The sequence below is a fragment of the Vibrio aestuarianus genome (genome assembly GCF_012395185.1).
GTDB lineage: Bacteria > Pseudomonadota > Gammaproteobacteria > Enterobacterales > Vibrionaceae > Vibrio > Vibrio aestuarianus.
The window spans coordinates 88,428-108,054 of sequence record NZ_JAAZTU010000014.1 but is presented as its reverse complement, the minus strand read 5'-3'; the positions used below and the strand labels follow the sequence as shown (position 1 = coordinate 108,054).

At 42.6% G+C, this 19,627-nt stretch carries 13 protein-coding genes and 2 pseudogenes; 6 read left to right on the top strand and 9 right to left on the bottom strand.

What is annotated here, in order from left to right:
* Nucleotides 1–564: 564 nt before the first annotated feature.
* The 3 genes from HGG78_RS08890 to HGG78_RS08880 form a co-directional block, all read right to left on the bottom strand.
* The gene (locus HGG78_RS08890) at nt 565–1,428 is read right to left on the bottom strand and encodes a DMT family transporter (protein WP_172532669.1); all 864 of its coding nucleotides are present in this window, start codon (nt 1,426–1,428) and stop codon (nt 565–567) included.
* A 261-nt stretch (nt 1,429–1,689) separates the two neighbouring features.
* Nucleotides 1,690–2,298: a bifunctional 4-hydroxy-2-oxoglutarate aldolase/2-dehydro-3-deoxy-phosphogluconate aldolase gene (locus tag HGG78_RS08885; protein WP_053309253.1), complete on the bottom strand. Its 609-nt coding sequence runs from the start codon at nt 2,296–2,298 to the stop codon at nt 1,690–1,692.
* 26 nt (nt 2,299–2,324) lie between these two features.
* Complete coding sequence (locus HGG78_RS08880) at nt 2,325–3,701, bottom strand: GntP family permease (RefSeq protein WP_172532668.1); 1,377 nt, start codon at nt 3,699–3,701, stop codon at nt 2,325–2,327.
* 160 nt (nt 3,702–3,861) lie between these two features.
* On the opposite strand from HGG78_RS08880, the gene HGG78_RS08875 reads away from it, so the two are divergent.
* Complete coding sequence (locus tag HGG78_RS08875) at nt 3,862–4,398, top strand: gluconokinase (protein ID WP_172532667.1); 537 nt, start codon at nt 3,862–3,864, stop codon at nt 4,396–4,398.
* Complete coding sequence (gene edd / locus HGG78_RS08870; protein ID WP_172532666.1) at nt 4,395–6,203, top strand: phosphogluconate dehydratase; 1,809 nt, start codon at nt 4,395–4,397, stop codon at nt 6,201–6,203. The genes HGG78_RS08875 and edd overlap by 4 nt, the downstream gene beginning before the upstream one ends.
* Nucleotides 6,204–6,269: 66 nt before the next feature.
* Here the strand turns inward: edd and HGG78_RS08865 are convergent, their stop codons facing one another.
* Nucleotides 6,270–7,277: a substrate-binding domain-containing protein gene (locus HGG78_RS08865; RefSeq protein WP_053309249.1), complete on the bottom strand. Its 1,008-nt coding sequence runs from the start codon at nt 7,275–7,277 to the stop codon at nt 6,270–6,272.
* Between the two features lie 317 nt (nt 7,278–7,594).
* Between HGG78_RS08865 and HGG78_RS08860 the strand changes: the two genes are divergently transcribed.
* From HGG78_RS08860 to HGG78_RS08845, 4 genes are all read left to right on the top strand, one after another.
* The gene (locus HGG78_RS08860; protein ID WP_053309248.1) at nt 7,595–8,083 is read left to right on the top strand and encodes a hypothetical protein; all 489 of its coding nucleotides are present in this window, start codon (nt 7,595–7,597) and stop codon (nt 8,081–8,083) included.
* Between the two features lie 272 nt (nt 8,084–8,355).
* Complete coding sequence (locus HGG78_RS08855) at nt 8,356–12,189, top strand: PAS domain-containing hybrid sensor histidine kinase/response regulator (RefSeq protein ID WP_172532665.1); 3,834 nt, start codon at nt 8,356–8,358, stop codon at nt 12,187–12,189.
* Nucleotides 12,179–13,144 (top strand): diguanylate cyclase domain-containing protein, encoded by a 966-nt coding sequence (locus HGG78_RS08850; protein ID WP_172532664.1) that lies wholly within the window; start codon nt 12,179–12,181, stop codon nt 13,142–13,144. The genes HGG78_RS08855 and HGG78_RS08850 overlap by 11 nt, the downstream gene beginning before the upstream one ends.
* A 337-nt stretch (nt 13,145–13,481) precedes the next feature.
* Complete coding sequence (locus HGG78_RS08845) at nt 13,482–15,140, top strand: putative transporter (protein ID WP_053309245.1); 1,659 nt, start codon at nt 13,482–13,484, stop codon at nt 15,138–15,140.
* A 114-nt stretch (nt 15,141–15,254) separates the two neighbouring features.
* Here the strand turns inward: HGG78_RS08845 and HGG78_RS08840 are convergent, their stop codons facing one another.
* From HGG78_RS08840 to HGG78_RS08820, 5 genes and pseudogenes are all read right to left on the bottom strand, one after another.
* Entirely contained in the window at nt 15,255–15,740 is a 486-nt protein-coding gene (locus HGG78_RS08840) for a VOC family protein (protein ID WP_168521653.1), read from the bottom strand.
* Between the two features lie 213 nt (nt 15,741–15,953).
* Nucleotides 15,954–16,352 (bottom strand): annotated as a pseudogene (locus HGG78_RS08835) (ISAs1 family transposase); the annotation flags it as partial.
* 116 nt (nt 16,353–16,468) lie between these two features.
* The gene (locus HGG78_RS08830; protein WP_172532663.1) at nt 16,469–18,016 is read right to left on the bottom strand and encodes a phospholipase D family protein; all 1,548 of its coding nucleotides are present in this window, start codon (nt 18,014–18,016) and stop codon (nt 16,469–16,471) included.
* 62 nt (nt 18,017–18,078) lie between these two features.
* Nucleotides 18,079–18,294, bottom strand: a pseudogene (locus HGG78_RS08825) (hypothetical protein); the annotation flags it as partial.
* Between the two features lie 191 nt (nt 18,295–18,485).
* Nucleotides 18,486–19,307: an aspartate-alanine antiporter-like transporter gene (locus HGG78_RS08820; RefSeq protein ID WP_172532662.1), complete on the bottom strand. Its 822-nt coding sequence runs from the start codon at nt 19,305–19,307 to the stop codon at nt 18,486–18,488.
* Nucleotides 19,308–19,627 lie beyond the last annotated feature (320 nt).

Genomic DNA, 19,627 nt, shown 5'->3' with positions numbered 1-19,627 from the left:
CCGGTATGTACACTCGACTAGTCGTCGGCAGCGTCAGAGTTGTATAAGAGACAGATACAAAAGTGTTTGTTAAATTATTTGGTGATGAGATGAGAACTAGCCACTATAAAAGTAAAATCAATGTACGAAATACGAGTGAGCTTAGCGAACATATGAAACGAGATATTGGTTTAGATTGATTGGCGGCTTTACTCGCTCAATGTCAATTCCCCAAAATAATTTATCAGCCCCAATAATCATATTCTCCACACTATCAATGCACACAATGCCAGCTCCCTCTCCTCCAAGGGGAGGGTTAGGGTGGGTGTTTGTTCAATAACTTCAATAAGTTTTATGGACAAGGCAATCCCCTCTGCTAGCCTCCCCCTATCTAAAAGGTGGAGGAACTCGATGATCCTTTATCAACAACCCTGTTGGTAAGCTGCCAAAAAGCATATTTGTCAACCTTTAGACGATGCACAATAGCACTACATTGTGATAAAGAGGCATTCAATGACTACAGCCCAACCCACCTTAGCTCTAGAAACTATGCAGCAAAACCGTTTTGAAAGATTTGCGATGATTTCAGCGATGACGAAAATGGCCTATTCGATAGAAAAGAAGCGAACAGAGCAGCAAGCCGCAGCCGAAAATCTTATTCGCTGGCATCGATTCATCATAAATCAGCACGCTCAGAACCAGTGTCCAGATTGGCTCAAGCAGCATTAATATCGCCGCATTGGTGGGGTTGGCGTGCTTTTGACCTACGGTTTGCATCAAATACCGCAAACTGGTGGCGAGTAATACGCTCAGAGCAAGCCACTTCCATGTCATCAAACTTATTTGATCTGGCCATGACTCAAACAGTAAAGAGAGTAATACCCCAAGGCAGCCGCCAACAAACAGTTGTAATGTAGTGAGCAACATCGGCGGCAGATTAGCCGAAAAACGACTGTTAAAGTTAAAATGCAATGCCAGGCTAAAGGCCGCAGCAATAAACCACAACTGACTGGTCGCGACGACCCACTCCCCGTTCCACGACAGTAAAAAAAGCCCAATCAGTGCAATGGGTAGCGACAACCAAAATGCGCGCGCCGGTTTAGTGCCAAACAGCGGCCATGCTAATAACGGAACAAACAGCATAGAGAGGCTCATGATGAATGCGCCCTCGCCTAACGTGTCGCTAATGGAAATCGCGTGGATCCAGCAAAAAATCGAGCCACCTAATAACACACCCACACTCATCGATTTTAAACAATCGTGCAGTGAGGCTTGGCGCAGCGCTTTAAGACAAAATGGCAGTAGGCACAGCGACGCTAAAAGAAAGCGCACCCCAATAAAGCCAAAAGGTGGCAACCCCTGGATTGCTTGTTTGGAAAAGACCCATCCAGCGGCGGCCAGCAATGTGGTCACAACTAGAATAAGTTCAGCTCGCCGATTGGAATACATAATTAAGCTTATTGAATGATGAAGAAGGCGATTGTAACGGCAATTTTTATCGCACGTTAGGTCAGTTAAATTTTTATTATATCCAAACAACTTAAAGTTGCAGGTAGGCGGCCAGTGAGTTCATCCCGATGAGCCTAGATAAACTATATGCTTAGGGTGAGAGAACGTAACCAACACAGCTGTAACTTCAAGTTGTTCGGTATATCAAATTTAGGCAAAAGAACGGCTTACCAAAGCAAGCCGTTTCGTTTTTGTTCTGTATTACAGTGCTTTTACCAGTTCAGCAATGCCCTGCCAATCACCTTGATCCATTAGATCGGTTGGAACCATCCACGTACCGCCACAAGCCACAACAGATTTAATCGACAAATAGTCTTGAACGTTACTTGGGCTAACGCCACCTGTGGGCATAAAGTTCACTGGATAAACGGCTGTCAACGCTTTGAGCATTGCCACGCCACCCGAAGGCTCTGCTGGGAAAAATTTTAATGTGCACAAACCCATTTCCATCGCTTGTTCAACCAAACTCGGGTTGTTCACTCCTGGAACGATCGCTATGTTGCGCTGTTGACAATATTTCACAGTGGTTGGGTTAAAACCGGGACTCACCACAAAATCAACACCCGCTTCAATCGCTTGGTCAACCTGCGCCGTAGTCAGCACTGTACCTGCGCCAATCAGCATTTCCGGGTAGGCTTCACGCATCAAACGAATCGATTCTACAGCCGCTTCTGTTCTAAAGGTGACTTCCGCGCATGGCAACCCATTTTCAACCAACACCTTTGCTAAAGGTATCGCTTGGCTGGCATCATTAATCGCAATCACAGGGACGATTTTGATTTCTTTCAATCGTTGTTCAAGAGTTTTCATTTCATAACCTTATATTGAGAAGCTCTTTATAATAAGAAGCTTAGGACAGCGACAATCACAAACGCAATACTACCAAGCAGTGTTTCCATCACCGTCCAAGTTTTAAGTGTGGTTTTCTCATCCATTTCCATCAAGCGAGAAACAAGCCAGAAACCCGAATCATTGAAGTGTGATAGAACCGTTGCCCCACCAGCAATCGCAATCACGATAAAGCAAAGGTCAAGCTCACTCAAACCTGTAGTTTGTGCCACTATCGGCGCAATCAAGGCAGCGGTAGTTGTCAATGCAACGGTTGCTGAACCTTGTGCTACACGTAAACAAGTTGAAATAACAAAAGCCGCAACAATGATTGGCATACCAGTATCGGATAACACGTCAGCCAATGCTTGACCAATCCCACTAGCACGCAATACCCCACCAAACATACCGCCCGCACCGGTCACTAAAATAACTGCACAAATAGGCGCTAACGAATCACTGCACAGCTTCTCAAGCTTACTCATTCCAAAATCTTTAGCAAACACAAACAAGCACGTTAATAGTGTAATCAGCAGGGCTACTGGTGTTTTACCAAGCATACGTAAAAACTCGACCAATGGTGTTTTACCATCAATAACACCTGCAACAGACAACGTATTTAAACCAGTATCCATAAATATGAGCAGTACAGGCATAACCAAGATAGCTAATACTGTGGTGAATTTTGGCAGTTTGTTTTCATCTATAATTTGGTCAGTATTGAAAAAGGCTTTGGATAGGGGGATATCAAATTTCTTACCCGCATACAAACCAAATAAATATGCGCCAAAATACCAAGTAGGAATGGCAACCAAGATACCAACAAGCAGCAATAAACCAAGATCAGCACCAAGTAAGTCAGAAGCTGCGACAGGCCCTGGATGTGGTGGAACAAAGGCATGCATAACAGCAAACGCACCCGCCGAAGGTAATGCATATTTAAGCGGTGAACCACCAAAACGTTTGGCGATACTAAAGATGATCGGCATCATCACAATCAAACCGGCGTCAAAAAAGATCGGGAAACCAAATAGCAAGGAAGCAACACCAAGCGCAAGCGGTGCTTTATCTTCACTAAATCGGCCAATTAAAGTATCTGCCAATACTTTTGCCCCGCCAGTTACTTCTAAAATTTTGCCAATCATCGCACCTAAGCCAACCAATAACGCTACCGAGGCTAACGTTCCACCAAAGCCAGACATCATGGTCGGAACTACTTTTTCAGCAGAAACACCAGTCGCAATAGCCGTACCTAAACTGACTAGTGTCAATGAAGCAAACGCATGTACTTTCAGCTTCATAATTAATATTAGTAAGGCAGCAATAGCGCATAAAGCTATCGTTAATAAGTAAGTAGGATCGCTACTTGGGGTCATCATTTCCATGTTATTTACCTTTCTATCACGTAGGTTTTGTTTGTGTTTCAGTTCACAAATCTTCAAGTTACGGGTAACATGTTACCGATAACATCGATAAGATAAAGTCATATTTTCAAGTGATTTTAAAAAATGAGATCCAGCTCAGAATACCACTCAAGGAGTCAGAATGACTGGTAGTAGCATTATCGTAATGGGCGTATGCGCCTGCGGAAAAAGCACTGTAGGCGAGAAACTTGCGCAAAAATTAGGTGCCAAATTTATCGACGGTGACGACCTTCACCCGAAGGCCAACATTATCAAAATGGCAGGCGGAGAGCCGTTAAATGATGACGATCGCAAACCTTGGTTAGAGCGTATTCGTGATGCGGCCTTCAGCTTAGAAAGTAAAAATGAACAAGGCATTATCGTATGCTCTGCTCTGAAAAAAACCTACCGCGACCAAATTCGTGAAGGCAACCAAAACGTAACGTTTCTTTTTCTGGATGGTAGCTTTGATTTGATCATGCAACGTATGCAAGCACGCCAAGGTCATTTCATGAAAGCCAATATGGTAGAAAGCCAGTTCAACACCTTAGAGCGACCAGATGATGAAGATCGCGTAGCGGTAATTGATATCGATACGAATATTGATCAGGTTGTCGAACGCGCCCTACAAGCATTAAGGCAGTTAAATACACGCAATGAAACCAAGGTGTCCGCATGAGCGACCAACTCCATACAACTATAGCCGCCGTCACTGAGCGAATTACCGAACGCAGCCGCACTATACGCCACCAATTTCTAGAAAGAGCTAAACAGCAGGCTGACAATGGTAAAGGTAAAGCCTCATTATCTTGCGGGAATTTAGCTCACGCTGTCGCAGCCTCTTGCTCACAAGAGAAAGCCAATATTCTTGATTTAACGCGCTCAAATTTAGCCATCATCAGCGCCTACAACGATATGCTCAGTGCACATCAAGTGTACAAAGATTATCCCGACCAAATTAAACAAGCTCTTGCACCGCTTGGTCATACAGCTCAAGTTGCAGGCGGCGTTCCGGCAATGTGCGACGGCGTAACGCAAGGTCAAGCAGGAATGGATATGTCTTTATTCTCTCGTGATTTGATTGCTCAATCGACTGCATTTTCACTGAGCCATAATATGTTCGATGGCACATTGTTACTTGGTATCTGCGATAAAATTGCTCCCGGCCAACTGATGGGAGCCCTTTCATTTGCTCATCTGCCGACTGCTTTTATTCCTGCCGGTCCAATGTCGACAGGTCTCACTAACGATGAAAAAGTCGATATTCGTCAAAAACACGCAGCGGGACTGGTTGACAATACAGCCCTACTCAATATGGAATGTGCTTCTTACCACTCTCCGGGAACCTGTACGTTCTACGGCACGGCCAATACAAATCAGTTGGTGTTCGAAGCGATGGGCTTAATGCTCGCAGGTTCTGCATTTGTTGCACCGAATTCCAAACTGCGCCACGCATTAACGAAACATGCTGCAATACGTCTTGCGGCAATGACTCCAGGCTCTGCCTACTTCCGGCCACTAATGGATGTGATCACAGAAAAGAGTATCGTCAATGGTCTCGTTGCACTGCTCTCCTCTGGGGGAAGTACAAACCATACCATTCACTTGCTCGCTGTAGCTCGTGCTGCTGGTATTATCCTGACTTGGCAAGATATTAGTGATTTATCGGAAGTGATACCACTGCTTGTCAATGTGTACCCAAATGGTTCAGCTGATATAAATGACTTTGAGCAAGCTGGCGGCGTACCAATGTTAATGACCCGCTTGCACCAAGAACAGTTATTGCACTGCGATGTCAAACCCGTATTTGGTGAATTCATCGACCAATTGAAATCTCCAATATTAGTGGGTGAAAGCATTGAATGGCAGTTTAATAACGCGAGCAAAAAACCAGGCGTGATTGCCCTGCCAAACCAGGTATTCCAACGTACTGGAGGCATAAAAGTATTGTCTGGCAATATTGGCCAAGCGGTGATGAAAGTCTCAGCCGTGGCTGAGCAACATCGCATTGTTGAAGCGCCCGCCAAAGTGTTTGCTTGCCAACATCAGGTTGAGCAGGCGTATCAACGCGGCGAGCTCAATCAAGATTGCGTGGTTGTGGTCCGCTTCAATGGGCCAGCGGCCAATGGCATGCCTGAGCTGCATAAGTTAATGCCAATTTTGGGCAACTTACAAAAAGCAGGCTATCAGGTTGCGTTAGTGACCGATGGGCGTTTATCCGGCGCTTCTGGTAAAATTCCTGCGGCTATTCACGTCTCACCTGAAGCATTAAGAGGCGGCGCAATTGCGCTTATTGAAGAGGGAGATAGGATCCACGTCGATGCGGTGACAGGCCGATTAGAAAACTTAACGCCAACCGAAGGCCGCGATAGCGCCACCTGTGATACTGAGCTTACGCAGCAAACTTGGGGGCGCGATCTGTTTAAAGTGTGTCGAGACAATGTTTCTGCCGCCGACCAAGGCGCTTCTTTCTTATTCCCCTAGTCACGTAAAGCATTAAAGTGGCATGGTTAGCCACTTTAATGCTCAATGATACGAAAATATGATTCGCTATAGGCTCTCACCATTAGTCACACTAAACCCTAAGTCAAACACGCGTTGTTCTAGTGTCTCACCCGCTAACACTGCCAGTAACAGCTCTGCACTTTTTTTGCCGATCTCAAAGCGTGGGGTTTCCACACTGGTTAACTTCGGTGATATCGCTTGACCAATATCCAAAGCGTTGTACCCCACTATCGAAATATCTTGAGGCACTTTCAGCCCTTTATATGCACACTTCATCATGGCACCAATCGCAATATCATCATTGGTACAAAACACACCATTGAGATCTGGTATTTCTTGAAGCGCCTGGTCCAAAAGCTCTCCCCCCAATGTAAAACTCGAATGCTCTTCGGTCAGAATATGCTTCGGCTTTAATCCGGCGTTGATCATGGCTCGGTCATAACCGGTCATACGAAGCTGTGTACGGGTATCTAGCCGCGCACCAAAATAAGCAATGTTGCGTTTGCCACTTTGCACCATATTGCTCACTACATGAAATGCCGCTTGCTCATGATCAAGCCCTACCGCCATATCGATTGGCTCCGTTGGCAGCTCCATTGTTTCCACCACAGGTACTCCCGCAGCCTTAAGCATTTGTAATGTTCTTTCGCTATGATGAGTCTCGGTTAAAATCAGTCCATCAACTTGATACGACAACAGCGAGGCAATTTTTTCCTCTTCTTCTTGCACGCTATAACCGAAGTGAGCAATCAAAGTATCATAACCTCGAGCTTTGGTTACATACTCGATACCTTGAACCAAATTGGCGAATACTTGGTTTGAAAGGGAAGGTAAAAGAATGCCAATCGCCTTACTGGATGACTTGGACAACATCGCTGGCGCTCGGTTTTGTATATAACCTAACTCTTCGATCACTGCCGCAATTTTCGCTTGGGTGGCAAAAGCGACAGAATTAGGATCACGCAGAAAACGCGAGACGGTCATTTTGGTGACACCAACACGGTCAGCAATATCTTGCAGCGTGGGTCTAGTTTTACGTTGTTTACTATTCATTGTTATTATTTATTCCAACTGAATGTTACTGTAACATTAAACCTCATGACAAACATGCATTTCAATCTTTATATCGCCTCTTTAGCTCGTGCTTACTGGGACAACAGCACTATTTGCGTGACCCAATATCACAATTATCAATAAACGCCTTAATAATCCCTAAAATCACCTTGCTTTATTGACCCCACGCCCCAAGAAATAAAAAGTAAGGCAGAACTCCACTTTTAACGGTTCTTTGATTCACCGCAATGCGGGTTTTCTTCTGCCAGATTAAATATACGCTTTCACTTTGAAGCTGCATTCTAAGGATAAAAAAGATGTCTGATGTACCAACCACCGTTGAATATACGGTTGAAACCCTGCAACCTGTCGTTGAATCTTCTGGCTCTATTTGGGGTTACGTCGCTGGCGGTGTCGTATTAGCGATTCTACTTGGCTATTTCGGTTTCAAAAGACTGAATAAACCGGCTTTTGTCATCAAGCAGATGCGTAAACGCAACCGCAAAGAGATGAAAAAACAAGGTGTTGAAAGTGCTGAATCGATGGCCGATCTAGACCTTCTGTTAGATGCAGTACAAGAATACGCAACGCAGCAATCAATGAGCGGAACCGCAATGGTTCAGTTACTCGCCCCACTTAACGATGCAAGCAAAATGAAATCAGCGGGGGATTTCTACCATTCGATGGCCTACATTGCCAAAAGTATCAATAACCTTACACTGGCAAAAACGTTACAGAATAAATCAAAGCAAGTTCGTTCAAGCTCGCCCCTGATGGCTGGTTTGTTGAAACGAGCTGGTGTTTAGCACGACTTAGCTTTCATCTCCAGTATGCGCCATAACGCTAGTAAAGATAGCGTTGTGGCTTATCCTCCCTCCCCTCATTTAGCCTTACGATGCTCTTCTGTAGCAAGTCTCGACCGTATATCAAACAATGAATATCATTTATTCGCACACGATCAAAATCAAATACCTATCCAATTGAAAATATTCAGCTAAAGTTGTTATAGATATTTTTAAAAATATCACGACAAGCTGTCATGTGATAAAAGATATGTGTACCTAGCAGGAAAAAGATAATGGATCTATCGCAAGAAGCACGCCCGAAAGCTGCTTTAAAGTTAAATAAGACAATCTTAAATGCACTTTGGCTGCCTTTGATTATTCTTATCTTTGGTTTATTTACCGCAAGTCATTTTAATCAACTGCATCAGACAGAGCGAATTGAGCATATACAACATGATTTATCTGCTCGATTGCAGCAGATTAGCGATGGGGTAGCGGAAAAAGTTACTCTATATCAATATGGAATACGTGGCTTTAGAGGTGCGGTAATGACTGCTGGTGTCGATGCATTTGATTATGAGCAAATGTTTCGCTATACCCAGACTCGTGACTATCCCAAAGAATTTCCAGGTGCTCGTGGTTTTGGATTTATCCGCTTTGTTGAACCACAGCAAAAAGAAATGTTCCTTGAGCAAGCTCGCCTAGACAGGCCGGACAAAACCTTCAATATTCGCTCACTTTCAGAGCATAATAGCAGCTTGTTTGTCATCCAATACATTGAACCCGAAGAGCGTAATAAACAAGCGGTCGGCTTAGACATTGGTTCAGAGGCTATGCGTCGTGCCGCAGCTTTAGATGCAGCCAAAAATAACTCGGTACGTCTCACTGCTCCTATAACTCTTGTGCAAGCCAACAAAAAGGCACTGCAAGGGTTTCTAATACTAATGCCAGTGTACAACACCAATAAAATAGCGGATTCCTCTTCTGTGGAAGAACGATTAAGCAAGCTGGTAGGCTGGAGTTATGCACCTATTTTGATAGATGAAGTGTTAAGTGCAGTGGTCGGCCTCAATGACGATGTTATTCTAACCATAGGTGATATCAATGACGGTACTTCAAATCATTTTTTCACTCGCGGATCAATTCAAAATAGGACCCCTTATCAAGTAACTCAAACCATTGATTTGTTTGGACGTCAATGGGAGCTCAATCTTATCGCTACCAATAAGTTTATCGAATCCCTGCCATTAAATGCTTACAACCAGACTTACCACGAAATCTTGACGGCCACATTACTGCTCATGTTGACTGTCTTTATTATTCAAATGATACGTTCACGTCGCGCTCAGTTAGCCAACCACAAAATTGAACTCGCTCAAGCTAGGGAAGCAACACTGACGGAAACTAATCTTCAATTAGAAAAATTAGTAAACCAAAGAACAGAAGAAATTTCACAGGTCAATGCCCTGCAACGTAGTATTTTAAGCAGTGCGGGTTACGCTATTATCGCGACTGATTTCGATGGAGTAATCACTGTATTTAACCCTTCAGCAGAAAAACTAGTCGGCTACAGTGCCAGTGAAGTGGTAGGAAAAAAAACACCGGCCATATTTCACTTACCTGAAGAGGTCGTTCGACGAGCAAAAGAACTATCGTTAGAACTAGGCAAAACTGTAGAAGCCGGATTTGATGCCTTTGTCGCTAAAGCAAAATTAGGCAAATCCGATATTAATCACTGGACTTACGTCAGTAAAAACGGCCAACACATTACGGTTAAACTGTATGTCAGTGGATTAAGAGATGATCACGGTCAGCTAGTCGGCTTCTTAGGTATAGCTTATGACTTAACCGAACAGCTACAAAAAGAGAAAGAACTAGCGGAAGCCAAAGAACAAGCTGAGTACGCAAACCAAGCTAAGTCTGATTTTTTAGCGAACATGAGTCATGAAATTCGCACCCCAATGAATGCAATTTTGGGATTACTGCAGATGACCCTCAATACTGAGTTAAGTAGCCAACAAACCGATTACTTAAATAAGACTAAAAGTGCGGCTCAGTCGCTACTCATTCTTTTGAACGATATTTTAGATTTCTCTAAAGTAGAAGCCGGAAAACTCGAATTAGAGCAATCTCCATTCTCACTGCCGGAACTGCTTCAAGAGACAGGAATACTCCTATCCTCAAGCCTTCAAAACAAAGCCATTGAAATCATTTATCAAGTTGCGCCAGATGTTCCAACCATCTTGATCGGCGACAGCTTACGCCTGCGGCAAATATTGTTAAATTTAGCCGGCAACGCCATTAAATTCACTAATAGCGGTGAAATTAAAATATCTATAGAAACACAACAAGTTTCAAACAATAGCTGCACCTTGCTATTTAAAGTGTCTGACACGGGTATTGGGATGACTCAAGAGCAGCAAGCGATTATTTTTAATGGCTTTAGTCAAGCAGAGTCGTCTATTAGCCGAAAATATGGTGGTACAGGCCTAGGTTTATCAATCGTTAAACGGTTAGTCAATCTGATGCAAGGTGACATTAGCGTGACAAGTCAACTTGATGAAGGGAGCGAATTTGCTTTCACCATTACCTTAGATTTCTCACCTGTGTGCACTGACATCTACTCACATATTACACATGGTTTAAAAATATTATTGGTTGAAGATAATGAAACCGCACGTCTAATCCTTCAAGACACACTGCAACGACTCGGCTGCCAAGTCTTTGCCGTACCTAATGCCGATAAGGCTTTGGCACAGCTAAACCACTTAGCTCAACAAGATGAGGTGATTGATCTCGCATTTGTTGACTGGAAACTGCCGGATATGGATGGATTGGCCCTTACTCGCGCAATCAAAAACCAAAAAAATATCAAAAAAACACCGTTGGTCATCATGATCACCGCTTTTGGCCGAGAAATTCTCGATAAGCATTTAGAAGCCACCCATGAGCTTTTAGAAACCGTTTTAATAAAACCGGTAACGCCAGAGCTAATCAAACAAACCATTATCAATGTGCTTCAAAGTAAGAGCACGACACTTGAAGAAACACGGATTACCAAAAATTCAAACGATACCTTAGCGGGGATCAATATATTACTTGTTGAAGATAATCCGACTAACCGTTTGGTCGCAACTGAATTGCTCAGTCAACGCGGTGCAACCATTATTGAAGCAGAAAGTGGCTTTAAGGCACTAGAAATACTACAAAATCAGCAATTCTCACTAGTATTGATGGATATTCAAATGCCCGGCATGGACGGTTATGAAACCACTCGTCAGATCCGGCAAAATATGAAGCTTAATCAACTACCAATATTAGCAATGACTGCCAATGCACGACCAGAAGACAAAGCCGCCTGTTTAGCTGCAGGTATGAATGAGCACATCGCCAAACCTTTTGAAATCAATGAGGTAATTCAAAAAATTCAACACTTCGTTACTCAAAGCTCTGCTCCAACAGACCTGCCAGTAGAACGACAAACTGTGGCTCCCCGCAATCAAAAAATATCAGTACAAGCCCAAGAGTATGCAGATAAACATGGTATTGAACTGCATCAAGCGATAACTCGCATCGGTGATTTCTCTGTTTACCTAAAAGTAGTTAATCAATTTGTTATTGATATGCAGGAAGCTATATCACAATTGCAAGCGACTGAACTTGTTACTGATGTGGCATTGCGTGTCTACCACAGTTTAAAAAGCGGCTCAGCAAGCTGTGGACTCATACCATTGTCGAAAAAGTTAGAGAAAGCGGAATACGAATGTTCAATAGCAACCACGGAAACGATGAAAAGAAATAGTAGCTTATTAGCCGACGTTCTATTTGCCCAATCACAACTGAAATCATTGATCAATTTACTCAGCGACGAGCAACCAACAACTGCAACACCACCCGCTATGGATAAAGCAATATTTAGAGAAAAACTGCTGATGCTCGAGCGATGTTTCAACACTTCAAATATGGAGGCGACGACAGTATTTGAAGAAATCTCAGCACAATTAAAAACGGTTGATGAAGAATTAACAAAACAACTTGCCGAACAAGTGCAAAATTTGGCGTTTGAACAAGCAGCTGCAATACTAAAAGAAATCATGAAATGCCAGGAGTTTTCTGATGCTATCTAATTATGATTTACCAAGCTTTAATAAGAAAACTGACTTCACGGTACTCATCGTTGATGATCAACCAACCAATATTCAGCTTATCTATCAGTTAGTAAAAGATGAGTATCAGATATTGATGGCGACATCGGGCAAGCAAGCTATCAGCGTGTGTAAAGAAAGCCAACCCGACTTGGTATTACTCGATGTCATCATGCCTGAAATAGATGGCTTACAAACCTGCCGCTTGCTCAAAAGTGATCCAACGATTGCTAATATACCTGTTATTTTTATTACTGGACTAACCGCACAAGAAGATCAAGATGCATGCTGGGAAGCTGGCGGCGTGGATTTTCTTAAAAAACCGTTTAATGTCAATACGTTAAAAAATCGCATCAAAGCTCACTTAACACTAAAACACCAAGCTGATCTGCTGCGATCTTTAGCGTATTTAGACGGTCTTACCGGCCTTAACAATCGCCGCTATTTCGATCAACACTTAAAGTCTCACTTAGCGCAAGCTTACCGAAAAAAACAGCCGCTTTCGTTATTACTGATCGATATTGATTATTTTAAACAATATAACGACACATTTGGTCACCTAGAAGGTGATGACTGTTTAAAGAAAGTCGCCACCGCTTTACACCAATGCTGCCGAAGACCGACCGATATCGCTGTGCGGTATGGGGGTGAAGAGTTCGCCATTATTCTTCCTGAAACAAGCCAAGAAGGTATTTGGCACGTGGCCAGCCTTGTTCAAGATCAGATCAAAGCGCTAAGTATCGACCACCCAGCGGCGGAAAACGGTTTTTTGACCATCAGCATTGGGGGGGCAGTCGATCTAGAAGGTACTCATTCATCGGAGCAATTAATCGCATTAGCCGACAAAATGCTTTATCAAGCAAAAGATACTGGACGAAACCAAACGTGTATCACCTGTGAAAAGAGAGCAGAACACGACAAACCAATCCTTTCTTAAGGTAATCAAAAGATAGAAGACAAGGATACCTCCTTGCTGTAAAACTTCATTAACCCTTATTTAACAAATATTTATCGCCTGAATTTATTATTCGTTTAGGTGCACATTTTTGCATAGCTATCGTTAACAACCCACGTCAATTGCAGTATTACTGGTAATAAGTTTAGGGCAACCACAAAGCTACATCGAGAGCTCATTTTATCGGGTGGACTCCCAATGCAGTATTTGAACCCTCCAGCTGTAGACATAAACACCACCGAGTTCTTACGCCTACCCCTGCCTGCCGTTCATTAAAGCTTGCCCATCAGCAATTTTTTAATTGATTAGGAGACTCACTATGAGTGATATTGCACTTTCTATCAGCATTCTTTCGCTGGTGGCTGTGCTTGGGTTGTGGATTGGTAATTGGCGAGTATATGGGGTTGGTTTAGGTATCGGTGGAGTGCTGTTTGGTGGCATTCTCGTCGGACACTTTACTGGATCTTGGGGAATCGTCCTTGACTACAATACCTTGCACTTTATTCAAGAATTCGGACTTATCTTATTCGTTTACACCATAGGCATTCAGGTTGGTCCTGGTTTTTTCTCTTCGTTACGAAGCTCTGGGCTTAAGCTCAATGCTTTTGCAGCCCTTGTCGTATTATTAGGTTGTATCGTTACTGTCGCCCTTTATTACCTGTTTGACGTTCCACTGCCTGTCATTCTTGGCGTGTTTTCCGGTGCGGTCACTAACACTCCTTCTCTCGGCGCAGGGCAACAGATCTTAACCGAACTAGGCGGCCAACAGAACTTACTCGATTTAACTGGGATGGGCTACGCAATAGCTTACCCATTTGGCATCTGTGGTATTTTGCTAACCATGTGGCTACTGAGAGTCATATTTCGCGTGAGTGTTGACGCAGAAGCCGACGAATTTGAAATCAAAAATGGCCATAAAAAAGAAAGCTTACATACCATCAACGTCGCCATCAAAAACCCGAATCTCAATGGGTTACTTTTAAAGGATATTCCCGCTTTAAGTGAAGGGGATATTGTCTGCTCTCGCTTAAAACGAGGCGAGCAACTTTCTGTGCCAAAACCCGATTCACGAGTAGAAGTGAACGACCTACTGCATCTCGTCGGCGATAAGCAAGCGCTTGATAAAGCTCGCTTGGTGATTGGTGAAGAAGTTGACGCATCACTCTCAACACGAGGTACGGAACTGCGTGTACAACGCTTGGTCGTTACCAATGAAATCGTGTTAGGCAAAAAACTGCGCGATTTAGATCTTAAAGAGAAATATGATGTCGTCGTCTCACGCTTAAACCGCGCAGGGGTCGAACTAATCCCAACCAGCCAATCTACCCTGCAATTTGGTGACATTCTTAATTTAGTCGGTCGCCAAGAAGCCATTGAAGCGGTAAGTGGTATGGTTGGTAACGCGCACCAGAAACTCCAACATGTGCAAATGCTCCCCGTATTTGTTGGGATTGGACTTGGTGTTTTATTGGGATCAATTCCTTTCTACCTACCCGGTTTTCCCGCGGCGATCAAACTTGGCTTAGCGGGTGGACCACTGATTGTCGCTCTAATTTTGGCCCGTATCGGTAGCATAGGTAAAATGTATTGGTTCATGCCACCGAGTGCTAACTTAGCACTACGTGAAATAGGCATTGTACTGTTTTTGGCTGTCGTAGGACTAAAATCTGGTGGTAACTTTGTCGAGACTCTCGTACAAGGCGATGGAGTCAGTTGGATGGGATATGGCGCGCTCATCACAGCAATTCCATTAATCACTGTAGGAATTTTAGCTCGCGTGCTGGGGCATATTAACTATCTCACTATTTGCGGGATGTTAGCCGGTTCGATGACCGATCCACCCGCCCTTGCCTTTGCTAATGCACTACATGAAACCAGTGGTGCATCGGCTTTAGCTTATGCCACCGTTTATCCACTAGTTATGTGTTTACGTATCTTATCGCCGCAAATATTGGCGTTGATACTATGGACACTGTAGCGTCTTGAAATAAATAGAGATTCTTCTATGTTTGTTTAAGCTCATTTGAGCAAAAGGTGACCAGCAAGGTCACCTCTTCATTATATTAAATGATTGATTATACCATATATGGTATTACTCATACTCAGAAGCATAAGTCTCTTCATAGGTGTGTGAGTAAAGTTCAAATAGGTTACCAAACGGGTCTTCTAAGTAAACCATTTGGGCTTGCTTACTATCATCTTCAGGGTGATAACGCATAATATCCATGCGGACTTTACCGCCAAATTTTTCAGTACGCTCAATAACACCATGGAAGTCATCGGTTTGAAGACAAAAATGGAAAATACCGATGCGAGAGAAATCCACTTCGTGCTTCTCAGCACGTTCTTTCATTTCAAACAACTCAAAACCAATACCGTCATTGGTAACTAAGTGTGCAATGTTAAAACCTTTAAAACCTTCACCAAATACCGCGATACACATTCTGCCAATTGCCGTTTCACGCTCTTCTTCTACTTTGGTATTGCCCATTACCACTTTTAGGCCGAGAGCCTTGGTATAAAACTCAACCGCTTTATCCATATCGCCGACCATGATACCCACATGATTCATTTTCATAACTTAAACCTCAAATTCAGATGATTAATTGATAACTTGTTTCGATGAAGTGAGTATAGGGAGAACGATTGATTTTTTAAAATTATCAATAATTATTATTTTGATAATTTAAAATTATCATGAGAGTGTGAACATCGATATCATCGGTCATCATTGAATGCGTGGTTTATGACGCGGTTACGTTTTAACCTGTCCCAAGACCAACGCATTCTAAGCACAAAAAGCACTCATCATGTGTATAGTTGAACACCTTGAATTGCGGTCATATGAACTTCGAAGAGCCTTGCCATCAATGGCAATGAAGCGATTTTCCGTTACTTTACATAAGCTGTTAACCCAACGGGTAAAGCACTGTTGAAACTGCTCTGCATCCAAACGAGAAATGACTCGATCTATCGTGTCATGAACTGGTAGACCTTGCTCAAAAATCCCTTTTTCTTGCAACCATCCAAGATGAGCTCGGTCAAAATCTTCAATATCCTCCCAACCTTCAGCACCAGTGAGCACGGCGCGAACAGTCAGAAATAATACATCAAAGAGCGGGTAACTGACCTTTGCAGACTGTCTTGGATCAACTAACGAACTAAAGTGCTTAGTAAAGATATCGGACATCTTGCTCTCCCAAAAGAGAGCATAAGATCACGCCTAGAGTTAATCTTCAAATCGATCGTTTTAAGTGCTAAAAAAAACGCTCACGATCTTATCCTGCGGCTTAATGTTGTCACCGCTTATAATTGTGATTCCATTGGTAATATTTTTGCCATGTTATTTTTGGTGCGATCCCACCAACTGCTGTAGGGATCTTTAGTGTATCGAATAGCCTTACCTTCTTTCATTTTAGTCCAGACAATATCACCATCTTCAAGAGTCAGTTTAAACGCAACCGTATCAATATAGTCATCAAACTTCTGGGCAAGATAACGACCCAACGCCTCAGATTTAGTCAAAATACCGATTTCGGTATTTTCATTACGAGAGCGTGGATCTAAATTAAATGAACCAATAAAAGCCAAATGTCGGTCCATTACATAGTACTTCGCATGTAAGCTCAATTTTGATGCATTGGAAGGGCGTTTTTTATTAAACTGCTCATATAATTCATCCAGCTCTTGACTGTCTATCTCATGCAGTTCGACACCCATTTCCAGTAGTGCTTTTCGGTATTTAGAGTAACCAGTGTGTACCAGTGATACATCATTAGACATCATTGAGTTAGTGAGGATTTTAACTTTTATCCCACGATCAACGATCTCTTGAAATAGCTCTAGTCCGTCTTTTCCAGGTACAAAATAAGGAGAGATGATGATTAATTCTTCCTTGGTTGCTGTCACATAAGGGTGCAATTTAGGTGCTAGGTTATATTCTTGCTTATCACGAGATGAGACTATTTTCCTAGGATCATCGTACAACACTACGGTTTTTCCTACATATGGGACCTTTTCATTCTCTTTAATGAGTTCAATAAAGTGGTCGTCATTGACCGCCTCAACATATTGTGACTTTTTGTTGTCTTTTATAAACGTATCAAAACTCGCAGAAAGCGCAGTTAAATCACTGGTCTGGGGTCGATAGTCAGTGAGTAGCTCAATGTTGTAGCTAAGGCTATTATTCCAAAAAAGATCAAAGGCTTGTTGAACCTCTTTAACCGATTCTCCTGCAAAAACAACGTCCATATCACCAAAAGAGACCTCTTCAGAAGCCGTAAAATACTCATCAGCTAAATTGCGGCCACCTAAAATGGCAACGCTACCATCGACAGTAAAGGATTTGTTGTGCATACGTCGAGTCACCTTCCCCAGCTTGGTGACATATTGGATTGTCCGACTTTCACCACGGACAAATGGGTTAAAAACTCGCACTTCAAAATTAGGGTGTGCATTGAGGCGTTCAATACTATTGTCTTTACCACCCAAATCTATGTCATCAACCAATAATCTCACGCGAACCCCGCGCTCGGCCGCTTGCCATAACGCCGCAGCGATTAAGCCACCACTTAAATCGGAGTGAAACAGGTAATATTGAAGATCAATACTCTCTTGTGCATCTTCGATTAACGCGATACGTGTAACAAAAGAGTCTACACCTGTCTCGAGTAAAAACATGAATGTCTCATCGGATGCCAAGCCGAGTTTCTGACGCTGTTCTTCAACGCTGATACTTAATTGGCTGCTATCTGACTGATACAATGCGGTGCTCGGTGGCGTGGTATTGTCAGGTAAACTGGAACATGCAACCAGAAGAGTACATAGAAAAAGGCAGAGAAAGTTTTTAATCAAAATAATTTCCTCAATGAATGACTTAGTGTTGATTTAAGCTGGTATCGTATAAATATTCAAGGCTAAATTCCAGGGTGAGAGCACGTGTGGTCATTTATTGTTCCCCCCACAGCTGAAGCTAATATTTGCTCTAAATAGCTGATTTCCATCGTTGCTATCTTAGTTTTTCGGCGTATGCTCGCTTTTCTAGTTGTGTCATTTCTAAGCATATTTATTGCAATGTGGCGCACGGCAGCTAAAACCTGTGCGGCATTCTCTCGATAGATCTGACAAGCGTCTTACCAATGAGTGTAGTGGTTACAGGTATAGGTATAAGTGCGGATATCGTACTTAACATATAAAGTGTCTCCCTTTTCGATGCTAAATTTAGCAAAAATCAAACCCGTGCTGTCATCTTAGATAAAATAAGGAAAGATATGCATATATGTTTATTATTATCAATGTAAGATAAAAATCATTTCCCCCTATACTATTGTTTTATACGCTCGCAGCCATTTTTGTTCATTTCATCTTTTATTGCATCAATTAGTGTTGTGGAATCCTGTTCTGAAAAGCCAAAATTATTTAAAAGTTCCCGTCCTCTTTGTAAAGTGCTTTCTACATATATAGAGCCAGCATATTTGACCCCATTATTCTTTAAGAAAACTTCATCTTCTCTGGTGTTCGTTCTAGCGTAAATATCTAAATTCTGGTACTTCGTTAATCTTAATGCCATATTTTTCAATACATTCGGGCTAGTAACAGTAATAAATGCTGCTTTAGCCTCTGATAATTGTGCTTTATCTTGAATGCTACGTTTAAGTATATCTCCATAATGTGCATTTAGCCCTAATGCTTTACCTCTTTTAACACTTTCATAATCGTTATCAAATGCAGCCTGTAAGCTGGCAGTACTGGTCAACGAACCAGCAAACATACCTGCAGCAAAATCTGTTGAAAAATGCATGGTTTGGCTAAGCAAAACGGCAGTTCCAAAACCGGCCAACACAGCGATAGCCGCTAACAGATTGACTTTGATACCGAATGAGCTTGCTAACCCAGAAAAAAAGTGCTGACCGTATTGAATACCGATACCGTAGAGAAACAGCACCAGCCCCATCAAACCCAACAAACCAGGCGGGGTCGCATTCGGTGCAATAGCGCCGAAAGCTAAGCCCACAAAAAGTACGGCGCCAATACCAAGAGAAAAGCCACCAACATTAATTTTCCCAACGGCATAGCCGATGCCAATGACCAAAAAGAGCGTGATAAATGGCTGAGAGTCTAAAAAATACGCAATATTTTCAATCATTTTAATTAATGACCCTTATTCCGTTAAATTTGTTGACACTATAATCGTGTAATAACTCAGCTTTTTGTAAGAGTTTTTAAGCCACTTTTGCTTTTAACGCAACAGGCCTTGGAATTGGGACTAAATGTTTTGGCTAGTAGTTTTACTTTGATGAGATAAGACGTCCCATCTTTCTTATGTACTGATAGATGGGGTATTGTAACTTTGCAAATTTAGCAAAAGGCAAAACATGACCCCGTTAGTTTTTCAAATGTAACTCTCTATCGTGAGTTAGACTATTTACTTGAAATCCAATTGTTCAGATTAGGGTTAAGAAAGAG